Below are 13,334 nucleotides of genomic sequence, written 5' to 3'. Positions count from 1 at the left end.
AATAAAACTATTAACAATAGATGATCGTTATCTTTATTTTTAGCAAAAATATCAAAGCATTAATTAAATTTCATGAACCTGAAATAACAGGTATCTTAATTACAAATTCTGCACCTTTTCCTGGAACAGAAAAACAGCTAAGTTGTCCGTTATGTTTTTCAACTATAGTCTGATAGCTTATATATAGCCCTAGTCCAGTACCTTTGCCCACAACTTTAGTGGTGAAAAACGGATCAAATAGCTTTGAGCGAACTTCTTCATTTATCCCCAAACCATTATCAGCAATACTAACTGCTATCCAGTTTTCATCAATTACCTCAGTTTTAATTTGAATTTGGGGATTATTCTTTGTCAGGTTTTGATTGTCAGTAGTTTGTGAATTGACTGCTGGCCACTGACCATTGTTCGCCGCCGCTTCCAGTGCATCGATTGCATTAGCAAGAATATTCATAAACACTTGGTTGAGTTGACCAGGATAGCAAGTTACATTCGGCAGTTGACTATATTGCTTGATGACTTTGATTTCTGGGTATTCATGTTTAGCTTGCAGGCGATGCTCCAAAATCATTAAAGTACTATCAATTCCTTCATGGATATTAACTTGCTTAAGTTCTGCTTCATCCAGCCTGGAAAAGTTACGTAGTGATTTAACAATTTCCTGAATGCGTTCTGTTCCCACTTTCATGGACTGGAAAAGTTTAGTTATATCTTCAATCAGAAAATCTAAGTCTATTTCTTCTATTTGCTCTTGGATTTTTGGAGGTGGATTTGGAGAAACTTGTTGATAAATTTGCACCAATCTCAGTAAATCTTGAGTGTATTGATGGGCGTGGTGAAGGTTACCATGAATAAAACTTACTGGGTTATTAATTTCATGGGCGATACCAGCGACCATCTGACCTAAACTAGACATTTTTTCGGCTTGGATAAGCTGAGTCTGGGTAAGTTGTAGTTCGTTTAGTGTTTCTTGCAAAGCAGTTGTACGTTCCTCAACCCGGATTTCTAGCTCTTGATTAGCTTTCCAGAGCGCTTCCTCCGCCTGTTTACGTCTCTGAACTTCTTTTGCTAACTCATCGATTTTTTCGTTCAAGAGAACGAAATTATTGGTGGCTAAAGTTCTATTTTCCAAGCGTAAGAGAATTAAAGCTGAAGATTCAGGAGACCAAGGTTGAATAACGGCTCCTTGACTACGACATATTAACGTTTGTCCATCATTCTTTCGTAAAGTCAAAGAGCCAATAACCATTGCCCTGCTACTTGAACAAGCTTGCAGGTACTTTACAATATCGTTGGTAGACTCAGTTACAAGTTCAAAGAGCATTCTCCCTGGCAATTCCTGACGGCGTAACCCCAATATATCTGCTACTGGTTGATTGGTAGCTAACAACTGACCCTCTCCACTGACCAGGAGTAAAGGTTCTGGTAAAACTCTGGCAAATTCAATAAATTGTTCAGGAGTCATGGGGCTTGTAATTTCAGGGTTAGACCTACTTACATATCTGCACTCAAACTTGTATCCTGGAGTTGGTTTAGTGCTGAAGGGTTTAGACAGATTCTAGTCCCCTAAAGTATTCTCGACCTTCTGCATCTTCTGCATCTTCTGTAAGTTTTAAGTAAACAACAACTCTACATCCAGGATCGCCCTGTGCGATGGTCTGTTGCAATTCTACTTTCGCATATCCCAGATTATTAGCTGCGATTGTTCCAAAGACGTTTGAAGTCATCATGCACATGGCAGGGCGATTAAGTACTTTTTCGCCAAATGGGCAGACACGGTTACCAAAGACAATTTTTTCATCATCCTGCTGAATGACATAAAAATCGCCCTGGATTCGTTTTTTTAAATCAATCAAGACATGAGCGACTTGCTTACGAGAAAGGTTGGAGACTTCCAAGGCAGATTTATAATCTTGGTTAATCTGCCTCCCCATCCTTTCACCAACTACGCTAATAAATCCAGAAGCTTCTTCTAAGCCAACTACGTCCTGCAAAGTGCCAGATAATTCTCTGATTAATGTACGTAAAAATATATCACGTTCTAAAGAAAGATTCAGTGTAGCTATTGAGTGGTTAAGTGCATTGGTCATAAATTTTGAGGACACAATCTTGGAACTACAGTTTTAGAGTTCCCCAAAATGTATCTAAAGTAACTGCTTAATCTCTTTCTTCAGAGAATTTAATGCTTATTTTTGTTTCTAATGAATAGTAATGTAATGGTGATCACAAATTTAAAACCTTGTCGTTACAAAAATTCCTGATTTTGCAAAGTCTCTTCTAGCTTCCGTCCCCATTATCAACCAATCCGCTTTGGTTAAGGCTTGACCCTCCTAATCCTCCTTAAAAAGGAGGGAATTTTCAAAGTCAATTGCCAAATAATTCCAGCTTGTGGTACATCTTCTGTAAGAGAACTAACACATTGCTGAAAAACTTTTTCAACTGCTGATAGAGAATCTGGATCGTTACTATGACCTACTACTGCTTTGAACATAAATTTATCTATTATGTTTAAAAACGCGACTTACTATAATTATTAAATGGGAAGCTTAATAATAAACTCTGAACCTTGTCCTAGTACTGAATTTATTTCCAGAGAACCTCCATGTTTTTCGACAATAATTTGACGGGCAATTGATAATCCTAATCCTGTACCTTGACCCACAGACTTGGTGGTGAATAAATAGTCAAAGATTTTTTGCTGAACATCAGCCGACATTCCTACGCCATTATCTTTAATCCGAATTAAGATATGATTTTTATCTTCAGTAAGAGTGGTCTGAATGAAAACTTGATTGGGATTTGCTTCAATTTCAATATAGGTGCGTCCTACATTAGACTCCTCTAAAGCATCAATAGCATTAGCTAACAAATTCATAAATACCTGATTTAGTTGGCCGATAAAGCATTCTAACTCTGGCAATTTATCGTAATATCTAATTACTTGAATATCGGGTCGATCTTCGGATGCTTTTAAGCGGTGTTTGAGAATCATGATTGTACTGTCGATGCCATCATGAATGTTGCAATAAACTTTGCGATCGCTATCTGCTCGAGAAAAGGTTCTTAAACTGGTACTAATGTTGCGAATGCGCTGAACTCCCTCTTTCATTGAGGAAATCAAATTAGGTAGATCGGAAAGCATATACTTCAAATCTATCGCTGCAATTTCCTCTTGAATTTCTGGAACCGGATTAGGATAGTGCTGCTGATAGAGGTTAATAATGTTAACCATGTCTTGAAAATATACTGAAGCGTGTCCAAGATTGCCATGAATAAAACCAACTGGATTATTAATTTCATGAGCAACTCCTGCTACTAATTGACCAAGGGCAGACATTTTTTCTGTCTGTACAAGCTGGAGTTGAGATTCTTGTAAGTCTTTTAATGCCCTAGACAAAGCTGCTGTCCTTTCTGCAACTCGTTTTTCTAAAGTTTTTGTGAGATTACGTAATTGTAGATGGGTTTTAATTCTAGCTAATAACTCTTCTTCATGAAAAGGTTTAGTAATGTAATCAACTGCTCCGATATTTAGACCCTTCACTTTACTATCAGTATCAGAATTAGCCGTCATGAAAATTACGGGAATATCATAAGTTACTGAATTTTCTTTTAGCCTTTTACAGGTTTCAAATCCATCTATTCCCGGCATCATAACATCTAATAGAATCAAATCAGGTACTCTAGACTCAACCTGTTGAAGTGCCCTTTCGCCATCATTTTCTGTAATAACCTTAAAGCCTACATTAGTTAATATATTAAAGACAATTTCTAAATTGGTAGTAGTATCATCTACCACTAAAATTAAACTATCTTCTGGTAAAGAAAGCATTTTCATATCTGGCTTGTAATTCATATATTTAAATTAGTTTTACTCCTTATTACTTATTCACTATTGCTCTGCGATCGCAGCTAAGTCACCTCTATTTTCTTGGTGGGCTAACTGACTTTCTTTATCGTCTGACAATTCTATAGTTCCCAAAAACTCTCATAACACCAACATTTTCAGACTAAATTGCCCTATGCGACCATGGGAGCGATCGCTACAGCATGGAAATTAACCACCAATCTGTGCTTTCACAAGAGTTGAACATCCTCTTTCATGAAGGCGATCGCTCTAAAATTAGTCATTATTACCTTTGTCTTTTTATAAAAGTAGCCCTAGCCTAGAATAATATTGTTGATTCTATAAGTTAATTTTTTCAGTTAGTCAACAGTATTTATCATGAGTATTACTAAATGTAACTTTTTTTTACATTAAATATAACTCCAGATAGATACAGTATAATTACAGTTATGTTTTTTTGAAAAACATTGAATAATCCTGGTTAAGTTTAGAAATATTCATATAGATTTACACCCTATATAACATGTGGTGTTAGAGGATGTTTTTTAAAAAAATTCTCATAGGCTCTCTATGGGTCTACTGATTTTGTTCGCCTGTAGTTCATGTTCGTCACTTCTAACTAATATATTTCTATGAAGGAACTACTTTCCTGTGATTTGTATTGTCCATTTTCATCCCATATTAATAAGTATGTTGATGTTTTGGAAGAGTATGCTTTGGAATGGGTACTACGCTTCAATCTCCTGGCAAATGAATTGTCTTATCAGCGTTTCTGCAAGGCAAAATTCTTTTTACTAGCCGCAGCTACTTACCCTTCCTGCCAGCTTGAAGAACTGAAGATTGCAAATGACTTATTGAGCTGGTTATTTATTTGGGATGACCAATGCGATTTGTCAGATTTAGGAAAACAACCTGAACTACTAAAGGGTTTTCATAATAGATTTTTGGAAATATTAAATGGGGAAGAACTTACAAATCAAGATGTACCCCTTGCTCATGCCTTAAGTAACTTAAGATATCGAATACTCGAAAGAGGAAATACGAAATGGTTTTCTCACTTCCTTCGTTGCTTTAAAGGCTACTTCCAAGGATGTGTCGAGGAAGCAACTAACCGTATACAGGGAGTTATACCTGATCTTGACACTTATATGGCGATACGTATGTTAGCCGGAGGGGTGGAGCCTGTTATCGAGTTGATTGAATTTTGCGACCATTTAATAATTCCTGATTTTGTCCGAGAACACGACATCGTGAAAGAACTAAAACTGATGGCAATTAAGGTTCTTTGCTGGGGTAACGATATTTTCTCGGCACTCAGGGAAATGGAAGATGGCGACGTTCATAATTTAGTATTGGTACTGTATTATCAACAGAACTTGCCTTTAGTACAAGCAATCCAGCGTGCTGCTGAAATCCACGATCAAGATATGCTAACTATGATGAAATTAGAAGCATCTATTCCAAATTTTGGAGAAGAGGAAGATGCTGAACTCGCAAAATATATATCAGGATTGCATAGCTGGATAAGTGCCAACCTTGCTTGGTGTGCCCAATCTACTCGCTATCAGACTGCTGAAAAGCTAGAGGTAATTAAATGTTAAAAGAATTGCAAATTTTTAAGCAAAGTAGGAACATGTTCCATTTTACTTATACTTTTTGCTGCTTGTAGTTCTGAGATTTGAACATTTGAACATCAAAATTCAATGGCCACTTATTACTCTAAAAATAAGGGCGCAAAATTAGCACATTTTCAGAATTAAACATTAAATGCAACTACCTAATCCTCTCAAAACTCCTTCTTTGCTACAAAAGCTTCAGTGGGTTACTGACCCTGTTAGCTATATGGAAAATGCAGCTCAACAGTATCCCGATATTTTTACTGGTAAAATAATCGGTTTTGGTGACACAGTAGTTTTTGTGAACCATCCCAAGGCAATCCAGGAAATTTTAACTAATGATAGAAAGAAGTTTGCTGCTGTTGGGGAACTCAACGGGATTTTGCAGCCGCTTTTGGGAAATTATTCAGTGGTAATGCTGGAAGGCGATCGCCACAAACGCCAACGACAACTGGTGACACCCTCTTTTCATGGAGAGCGGATGCAAGCCTATGGTCAGTTAATCTGTAATGTGTCTGAAAAAATCTTTAGTCATTTACCACTAAATAAGCCCTTTTTAGCACGTAATCTAACACAGGATATATCCCAGCAAGTCATTTTACAGGCTATCTTTGGCTTGTATGAGGGAGAAAAAATTCAAAAACTTAGGCAACTATTGCCGTTGCTGTTAGAGCTTTTCCAGTCACCTTTCACTTCTAGCTTATTCTTTTTCTCATTTTTACAACAGGATTTAGGAGCTTGGAGTCCTTGGGGAAAGTTCCTACGCAATCGAGAGCAAATTAATCAATTTCTCTACAGTGAAATTGCCGAGTGTCAGCAACAACCCGATCCAGAACGCATCGATATTCTCTCTTTGCTGATATCATGTCGGGATGAAGCGGGCCAACCGATGACGGTTCAGGAGTTGCGCGATCAGTTAATAACCTTAATACTTGCCGGTTATGAAACTACAGCATCGGCAATGGCTTGGGGATTGTACTGGATTCACCAAAAGCCTTTAGTCTATGAAAAACTGCTCCAAGAACTGGACACTCTCGGTGATTCTCCAGACCCTATGAGCATTTACCGACTGCCATATCTCACAGCTGTCTGTAATGAAACCTTGCGAATTTACCCCGTTACAATGTTTTCGTTTCCCAGAGTAGTGCGAGAACCCGTTGAATTATTGGGACATCCTTTAGAGCCTGGAACTGTGCTGCTTCCCAGTATTTATCTTACTCATCAGCGAGAGGATTTATATCCCCAGCCAAAGGAGTTTCAACCAGAGCGCTTTGTTGAACGTCAATTTTCTCCCTATGAATTCCTGCCTTTTGGCGGTGGTGCCCGTCGTTGTATTGGCGAGGCTTTGGCTCTATTTGAAATGAAGCTAGTATTGGCAACCGTTTTGTCACGCTATCACTTGGCGCTAGTTGATCAGCGTCCAGAGCGCCCTCAGCGTCGAGGGTTTACCCTTGCGCCTTCCAGTGGAGTCAAGATGGTAATTACAGGCCGACGTGCGCGTCAAGAGTCTTTAGTTAATATGACAACTACACCCATACCCTAGTAGCTTGCCAGAGTTATTTTGATAAGTCTTAGAAATTACCTAGTTTGTCACAAAAACTGGGTTTTTAGAATTGTAGCTTGGGTAGAGCGGAGCAAAATTTGACAAACTTCCAAATGTTAGGTTTCGCTTTACTTAACCCAACTTTGTATTTTCAAAGAAGCATTACTAGTCTAAATATCTGACTGTTGCATTGGGATCTCAATCACGAACTCAGTCCCTCTTCCTAATGAGGAATCACAGGTTAAACTACCCTTGTGTTTGTCCACAACAATCTGATAGCTAATCGACAACCCCAACCCCGTGCCACTTCCTACCGACTTGGTGGTAAAAAATGGGTCAAAGATTTTCTGCTGCACTGCTTTTGTCATACCAGAACCATTATCGGCAATCCGAATTATCGCCGTATTAGAATCTGTTAGTTTAGTAAAGATGTGAATTTGTCCTACCTTACGAGATGCTAATGACGCGTCTATGTCATTTCTTATTTGTTCTTTGTCATTTATCAATGATGGATGATCAATGACGAATGATTCTTCTAAAGCATCAATCGCATTACTCAGGATATTCATAAAAACCTGATTTAGTTGACCAGGGTAACAATTAACTTCCGGTAATTTACCGTATTTTTTAATAACTTCAATTTCTGCAAAATTGCTCTTTTCTTTAAGTCGATGCTGCAAAATCATTAAGGTGTTGTCTATTCCCTCATGAATATCTACAGGCTTCATCTCAGATTCATCTAGGCGAGAAAAGTTGCGTAAGCCTAAAACAATATTCCGAATCCGTGAACTCCCCACTTTCATTGAATCTAGAATCTTTGGCAAGTCTTCTGCTAGGAAATTTATATCAATCTCCTCAGCTTTCTCCTCAACTAAAGGCGAAGGACGGGAATATTCTTGCTGGTAAAGAACTAGCAAATCCAGCAAGTCTTGGACATACTCACTAGCATGATTAATATTGCCATGAATAAAGTTAATAGGGTTATTTATTTCATGAGCAATTCCCGCCACCATTTGTCCCAAAGAAGACATCTTTTCACTTTGAATCAATTGGATTTGGGTACGTTGCAATTCTTGTAGAGCTTCTTGTAAAGAGTGATTTTTGTCGTTGATTTCCTGCGTCCTTTCCTGGACTTTTTCCTCTAGCGTATGGTTGTATTCTTCCAAGCTTTCTTTAGCTTCTGCCAAATTTTTGTAGAGGATAGCATTCTCTAGGGATATTGCTGCTTGAGTAGTGAGGAGTTTGAGGACTTCCACGCGATCGCGTGTAAATGCTCCTGTCGTCAGATGATTTTCTAGGTAAAGAATCCCAATCAATTTACCTTGATTTAGAAGAGGTATAGACAATAAACTCTTAGGTTCTTCACTAATAATGTAGCTATCACCTGCTATAAAAGAAACAGCAGTTGCATCATCAATAACCAAGATTTCTTTGGAGCGTTTAACATAGTTAATCAAAGTAATGGGAACATCGTAGCTTGACTCAAGGCAAGTTGATGGAAACTCAGTGTAGGTATGCTCAAAATTTGAACTTGAACAAACCGCTGTGACAGTTAATGCTAAGTTATCACCTTCGCTCAAAATTAAAGCGCATTTAGAGGCTCCTGCATTTTCCATAACAACTTCCATCAAAGTAGAAAGTAGTCGCTCAAGCTCTATTTCCCCAGAGAGTGCTTGAGATGCTTTGATGAATGCGGCTAAATCCAGAGAGTCAGAAATACTTGTCTTCGAGCCAATAACAGTTTGTTGATTACTCAGGGTAGATAAAGATGATATAGATGTGTTATTGAAAGAAGTGCTTTCCTCGCTGGAATGGATACTCAGTTTTTCTTGCTTAAATATGGAAGCCAGTAATTGGGGATAGCGTTTTGCCAAATCGTCAACCTTGGCTAACGCTCCCCAGCAAACGTAGCTATAGTAGGCATCAGTTAGGTAAGTTTGGGCAATCTTATCTTTGTCCCACTCTAGATAAAATTTAGCCGCAAGTTCATTAGCCAGAGCTTCTTCGTTGATATACTCATGTTTTTTCGCGAGGGAGATAGCACGTTCATACGATTCCATTGCTTCAATATATTGATCTCCAATTCGATGCCGTTCAGCTTCTACAAGATAATATTTGTGTAAATAATTCATCGGGGCATGATGCGCCCATTTTTGCATCTTATCTTGATTGGCTTGTACTTTATCAAGAATAAGCTTTTGCTCAGAAGCAGATGCCTCAGAATACACCGCAAGTCTAGCCAATGAATCGTAAAAATGGAAAAGAGGAAAAACTAGCTGTCCTATACCACCATCTAAATACTTTTCTGCCAAAGTAGCATTTTCAACCGCTTGAGGAAACTCATGAAATGAGTAGCATAATTGCAATTTATTGTAATATAAATATAAAAGTCCTATAGCATCCTTCGTTTGAAGGTGAAGCGGTTGTATTATTTCCTCATTATATGCTTTACCGATCAAATAACAGGGATTTACAACATTTCCTAGCCAGTTTAAAGTACTCTGCTGATATATGCTATTCCAGTTAAATACTGTTTCTTGCTTGATTTGTCTGATAGCATTGCTGTAAGTTGCTATCTCCCGTTCCAGCTCTGTCAATTCTTTACCGATGAAATATGTAGAGTAGCAATAATTGTTAAGACAGTAGGCTGCATATTCTAAATCTCCAGTTTCCAGCCCGACAGAATAAGCCTCAAGCAAAGGTTTTAATATTTCCCTACTATGCTCCTTCCAATGCCAGATAGATGTATAGAATACCATCATGATCTTAGTTTTAACTTCTTTAACATTAGATTTAACTAAAAGGCTCAAAGCTAATTTGCCAAATTGATAGCCAGATTCAATATCTCCCACTATCCCGCAGAGAATTACCCCGTAAGCAACATAGGCATAAGCAGACGAGGAAGCATTACCATATTTGAGTGATAAGTTGATTTGTTTAATAACAATCAGCGGAAACAGTTCAGGAGTGACTGAATAGGTAACAGCAGTTACAGCCGATAGGATACGCATAGCTGCTATCTGCTGGGATTCTGTCATCTCTGGTAGGTTCATTAAGTCATCAATAGGTCTACCATTGAGATTTGATGTTAATTCTGCCATTGCTAGCTGAATATCAGACTGACTTGGATGTTCAGGAAACTCCACTCCCAAAAGTTTCAAAAAGGTTAGGGCAGTATTTACAGCGTTTAGTGCTTGGTTCTGCGCCCCATAAGCCTGAATTTTGACTTCATAAACTTTTACTTTTTCTAGCAGTGGTTTACGCAGCAACACTACCTCTGCTAATTTCTCCATCTGTTCAAAGTTGCCAGCTAGGTATGCTGCTTCTGTCCCAGTCTCATATAAAGCCAAGGTAAGATGATGTTTCGTCTCCCAACTATCAATTGCCAGCAGTTGGATACCAGTAGTTAAATACTTCACAGCAGCGGGATAAGCTATTGATGCTAAAGCTTTACGTCCAGCAATTAGATTCATCTGAGCCAGTTCATCTCGTTTAGCTTGAGGGGAGATGAATTCCACTGCGATATTAAACTGATTGACAAGCTCAAAAATCTTTTCTTCCTGTTCTGCAACTGGAATATTGTTCAATAACAGTAGCCCAATTTTTAAGTGAATTGGCTTTTTTTGTTCTTCGGGAATCAAAGAATAAGCGGCTTGCTGCACTCTGTCATGTACGAATTTATATTTAGGTAGCTGTATAGAATTTGAAAATTGTGTAGATTCTATTCCATGAACAATGAATTCTTGATTAGTTTTATCTTTTGAAAAGATGTTATAGTTCTCTGTCTGTGGTAAAACTAGCCCATCAAGTAATGCTTGCCACAAGTCTGATGCTGTATCTACTACAGATTTTTCATTGACGATCGCTAGAGTTTTTAAGTCAAACTGATTACCAATACAGGCAGCCAGTTTGAGAACTTTTTGGGTATATATTGGTAACTTTTCTATTTGCAGTCCGATAAACTCTACTACATCATCTGTAAGAACTAATTCTTTGATTTTTGAAATATCATACTGCCAATAACCAACATCAAAATTTAATACAATTAGCCCGTCATCATATAAAGATTTAAGAAATTGAACGGAAAAGAAGGGGTTGCCTTTGGTTTTAGCAAACACCATCTGCGTGAGAGAAACTGCAACTACTTCAGGGCAATGAAGAGTATCAGCAATGAGATGATTCAAATCACCTTGATTTAAGGGTGCTAAAGCGATTGTATTAATAATTGCTCCTGCTTGCTCAATCTCCTGGAGTGTAAAATAAAGCGGATGTGCCTTGGAAACTTCGTTATCTCGATAGGAACCAATTAACAATAAACTCCCCTGAATTTCATACATCTGTTCTGTCTCTTCTGAAACAGAAGACAATGTGCTTTCACACATTAATAGCTGAATTAATTTCAAAGATGCCAGATCTGCCCATTGCAAGTCATCGAGAAATATAACCAAGGGATGTTCTTTCGTGGTAAAGATTTGGATAAATTTTTGAAACAGTAAATTAAACCGATTTTGGGCAGCACTGCCAGAGAGTTCTGTAACCGGAGGTTGCTTGCCAACAATCTGTTCGAGTTCAGGAATAACATCAATAATCACCTGAGTTTGTGTACCCAATTCCCGCAGAATTTTGACTTTCCACTGTTGAATTTGGGTATCAGTTTCCGAGAGCAGTTGTCCGATTAAGTCCCGAAAAGCTTGCACTAATCCTGACAAGGGAATGTCACGTTTAAACTGGTCAAATTTTCCTTTGATGAAGTAACTACGCTGCCGCACAATAGGTTTGTGGACTTCGTTGACCACAGCAGTTTTGCCAATGCCAGAGAAACCTGCAACCAATATCATTTCTGTTGCCCCGTCTGCCACGCGCCCAAAAGCAGCGAGTAGGATTTCAACTTCACTTTGGCGACCATAGAGTTTTTCAGGGATTACGAAACGGTCTGAGATGTCCCTCACGCCTAGTTCAAAGAGTACAATATTTCCTTTTTCTTGCCACTGACCTTGGCACACCTCCAAGTCATACTTTAATCCCAAAGCACTCTGATAGCGGTCTTCGGCATTTTTTGCCATCAGCTTGCTGATAATGTCAGACAAAATTAGCGGAATATGGGAGTTAATTCGACTTGCTCTTAGCGGTTGTTTGGCAATGTGAGAGTAAACTAACTCCATCGGATCTTTAGTGGTGAAGGGTAACTGTCCGGTGAGGAGTTGAAAGAAGGTGACACCGAGAGAATAAAAATCAGTGCGGTAGTCGATACCTCGGTTCATTCTGCCGGTTTGTTCTGGGGAAATGTAAGCCAGAGTGCCTTCTAAGATGTTGGGATTGGTGAGAAATTGAATTTCTCTTGGCAGGAGAGTAGCAATACTAAAGTCGATGAGTTTTATTTCATCTGTGGTAGGGTTTATGAGGATGTTGGCAGGCTTGATGTCTTTGTGAATGATGCGATCGCGATGCAGTCCTTCAAGGGTAGAAGCAATTTTAATCGCAATGGGGAAAAACTCATTCAGGGAAAGCCAGTTTTCCCTCTTCCCCTTGTTCTCCAGTCGCCAGTCTTGGAGGGAAATGCCACCAAAATCTTCCATAACTAAGACATAGCTGTTACGGTAGTTTTCTAAGCTATAGGTTTTGACTATGCCAGGAAGATTAAGGTTTTTGCTGATGATATATTGATTTCGGAACTGGGCGATTTCCGCGAAGGTAGGATATTCATTCCGCATCAATTTGAGAACGACTGATTTTTGGTCTTGTTCTCTAATGCCCCGATAAACTAGGGTTTTACTGCCTGAATAGATTTGCTCAGTAATCCGATAGCCAGGAAACGCATATAATGTATCTAATAGTGCTAACATTGTGGACTATGCTCATCATTCTTGTTTCTATGGCTTAGTATTCCCGTGCAAAGACTATCCGTATCATAAAATAGGCTTTTTTTGTTTAATTTGTATTATAGAATATAATTTTTAATATAACTTTTTATTAAATATCTTAACTTGAACTATGTAATTCTCGAAAGCCTAATTTTGGTATAAAGGCGTAAGGTTTCTAAGGATATTGCTACCAAATGTATCTGGTAAATATTTGCTCTTACTGCTTTCCATTTGTGGACTAGCTATCACGTTTAAGCACAGATTTTGTATGTAGCAGACCAAATAACAAAAAAGCCTGCCGTTCTCCTTAGCTTAAGAGGAAACTGCGGCAGTTTTAGTGAGTATTGGGCTGCTTTGCTAGACTAACAACTAAATTCAACTCCTTCTCCGGCAAAGACGCTATGCGTAGCTTGCTTCACTATAGAACCCATTTGATATCTTTTTTAGCTAGCTAGCAGCTAGTCTTTTGAGCA

Annotated in this window: 7 protein-coding genes; 2 read left to right on the top strand and 5 right to left on the bottom strand. The window is 38.4% G+C overall.

From position 1 onward, the window contains the following. Positions 1 to 70 precede the first annotated feature (70 nt). The 4 genes from HWQ44_RS26190 to HWQ44_RS26175 form a co-directional block, all read right to left on the bottom strand. Positions 71 to 1,462, bottom strand: coding sequence for an ATP-binding protein (locus HWQ44_RS26190; protein ID WP_292724759.1), 1,392 nt, complete (start codon positions 1,460 to 1,462; stop codon positions 71 to 73). Between the two features lie 82 nt (positions 1,463 to 1,544). Beyond that, complete coding sequence (locus tag HWQ44_RS26185) at positions 1,545 to 2,087, bottom strand: methanogen output domain 1-containing protein (RefSeq protein ID WP_292724757.1); 543 nt, start codon at positions 2,085 to 2,087, stop codon at positions 1,545 to 1,547. Positions 2,088 to 2,311: 224 nt separating this feature from the next. Beyond that, positions 2,312 to 2,488, bottom strand: a complete 177-nt coding sequence (locus tag HWQ44_RS26180) for a hypothetical protein (RefSeq protein WP_292724755.1) — start codon at positions 2,486 to 2,488, stop codon at positions 2,312 to 2,314. A gap of 42 nt (positions 2,489 to 2,530) precedes the next feature. Beyond that, positions 2,531 to 3,850 carry a response regulator gene (locus tag HWQ44_RS26175; protein WP_292724753.1) on the bottom strand — a complete coding sequence of 440 codons (1,320 nt, stop codon included), beginning with the start codon at positions 3,848 to 3,850 and terminating at the stop codon, positions 2,531 to 2,533. A 623-nt stretch (positions 3,851 to 4,473) separates the two neighbouring features. Between HWQ44_RS26175 and HWQ44_RS26170 the strand changes: the two genes are divergently transcribed. Together HWQ44_RS26170 and HWQ44_RS26165 are read left to right on the top strand one after the other, a co-directional pair. Further along, positions 4,474 to 5,442, top strand: a complete 969-nt coding sequence (locus HWQ44_RS26170; protein ID WP_292724751.1) for a terpene synthase — start codon at positions 4,474 to 4,476, stop codon at positions 5,440 to 5,442. A 166-nt stretch (positions 5,443 to 5,608) separates the two neighbouring features. Next, on the top strand, positions 5,609 to 7,000 hold the full coding sequence (locus HWQ44_RS26165; RefSeq protein ID WP_292724749.1) for a cytochrome P450: 1,392 nt from the start codon (positions 5,609 to 5,611) through the stop codon (positions 6,998 to 7,000). A 170-nt stretch (positions 7,001 to 7,170) separates the two neighbouring features. Here HWQ44_RS26165 and HWQ44_RS26160 read toward each other — a convergent pair whose 3' ends face one another. Then, on the bottom strand, positions 7,171 to 12,843 hold the full coding sequence (locus HWQ44_RS26160) for an ATP-binding sensor histidine kinase (protein ID WP_292724747.1): 5,673 nt from the start codon (positions 12,841 to 12,843) through the stop codon (positions 7,171 to 7,173). Positions 12,844 to 13,334 lie beyond the last annotated feature (491 nt).

Origin of the sequence: Nostoc sp. JL34 (genome assembly GCF_017114945.1) — a bacterium.
Taxonomy (GTDB): Bacteria; Cyanobacteriota; Cyanobacteriia; order Cyanobacteriales; family Nostocaceae; genus Nostoc.
This window is presented reverse-complemented; position numbering and strand designations above follow the sequence as displayed.

Coding starts and splice junctions, on each gene's coding strand:
- HWQ44_RS26190 (WP_292724759.1), bottom strand. CDS start 1,462: ATGACTCCTGAACAATTTATTGAATTTGCCAGAGTTTTACCAGAACCT.
- HWQ44_RS26185 (WP_292724757.1), bottom strand. CDS start 2,087: ATGACCAATGCACTTAACCACTCAATAGCTACACTGAATCTTTCTTTA.
- HWQ44_RS26180 (WP_292724755.1), bottom strand. CDS start 2,488: ATGTTCAAAGCAGTAGTAGGTCATAGTAACGATCCAGATTCTCTATCA.
- HWQ44_RS26175 (WP_292724753.1), bottom strand. CDS start 3,850: ATGAATTACAAGCCAGATATGAAAATGCTTTCTTTACCAGAAGATAGT.
- HWQ44_RS26170 (WP_292724751.1), top strand. CDS start 4,474: ATGAAGGAACTACTTTCCTGTGATTTGTATTGTCCATTTTCATCCCAT.
- HWQ44_RS26165 (WP_292724749.1), top strand. CDS start 5,609: ATGCAACTACCTAATCCTCTCAAAACTCCTTCTTTGCTACAAAAGCTT.
- HWQ44_RS26160 (WP_292724747.1), bottom strand. CDS start 12,843: ATGTTAGCACTATTAGATACATTATATGCGTTTCCTGGCTATCGGATT.